Annotated in this window: 1 rRNA gene; it reads right to left on the bottom strand. The window is 52.3% G+C overall.

The features are described from left to right. Positions 1 to 35: 35 nt before the first annotated feature. Positions 36 to 1,368: ribosomal RNA gene (locus IE116_RS25740) — 23S ribosomal RNA — on the bottom strand; the annotation flags it as partial.

Raw genomic sequence — 1,368 nt, 5'->3', positions numbered from 1 at the left:
TTGCGTGCACTGAACACTACAACCGCCAGGGTTATAGGATCAAGCCGCACGGGCAATTAGTATCAGTTAGCTTAACGCATTACTGCGCTTCCACACCTGACCTATCAACGTCCTGGTCTCGAACGGCCCTTTAGGGGGGTCAAGCCCCCGGGAAATCTTATCTTTAGACGAGTTTCCCGCTTAGATGCCTTCAGCGGTTATCTCTTCCGTACATAGCTACCCGGCAATGCCATTGGCATGACAACCGGTACACCAGAGGTACGTCCATTCCGGTCCTCTCGTACTAGGAACAGGCTCCATCAAATTTCCAGCGCCCACGGCAGATAGGGACCAAACTGTCTCACGACGTTTTAAACCCAGCTCACGTACCTCTTTAAATGGCGAACAGCCATACCCTTGGGACCGGCTACAGCCCCAGGATGAGATGAGCCGACATCGAGGTGCCAAACACCGCCGTCGATATGAACTCTTGGGCGGTATCAGCCTGTTATCCCCAGAGTACCTTTTATCCGTTGAGCGATGGCCCTTCCATTCAGAACCACCGGATCACTATGTCCTGCTTTCGCACCTGTTCGACTTGTCAGTCTCACAGTTAAGCACGCTTATGCCATTGCACTATCAGCACGATTTCCGACCGTACCTAGCGTACCTTCGAACTCCTCCGTTACCCTTTAGGAGGAGACCGCCCCAGTCAAACTGCCCACCATGCACTGTCCCCGATCCGGATAACGGACCAAGGTTAGAACCGCAAATAAATCAGGGTGGTATTTCAAGGTTGGCTCCACGAGATCTGGCGACCTCGCTTCAGCGCCTCCCACCTATCCTACACAGACCGATTCACAATCCAATGCAAAGCTACAGTAAAGGTTCATGGGGTCTTTCCGTCTAGCCGCGGGTAGATTGCATCATCACAAACATTTCAACTTCGCTGAGTCTCAGGAGGAGACAGTGTGGCCATCGTTACGCCATTCGTGCAGGTCGGAACTTACCCGACAAGGAATTTCGCTACCTTAGGACCGTTATAGTTACGGCCGCCGTTTACCGGGGCTTCGATCAAGAGCTTGCACCCCATCACTTAACCTTCCGGCACCGGGCAGGCGTCACACCCTATACGTCCACTTTCGTGTTTGCAGAGTGCTGTGTTTTTATTAAACAGTCGCAGCCACCGATTATCTGCGACCCTTTCACGCTTTGCACGCAGGTGCATCACGCTACAAGGGCATACCTTCTCCCGAAGTTACGGTATCAATTTGCCGAGTTCCTTCTCCTGAGTTCTCTCAAGCGCCTTAGAATACTCATCCCGTCCACCTGTGTCGGTTTGCGGTACGGTCTTGTTTAACTGAAGCTTAGAGGCTTTTCTTGGAACCA

Origin of the sequence: Pigmentiphaga litoralis (genome assembly GCF_014651835.1) — a bacterium.
Classification (GTDB): Bacteria; Pseudomonadota; Gammaproteobacteria; order Burkholderiales; family Burkholderiaceae_B; genus Pigmentiphaga; species Pigmentiphaga litoralis.
Note: the sequence above shows the minus strand (reverse complement) of the source record. Positions and strands in the feature narration are given on the sequence as shown.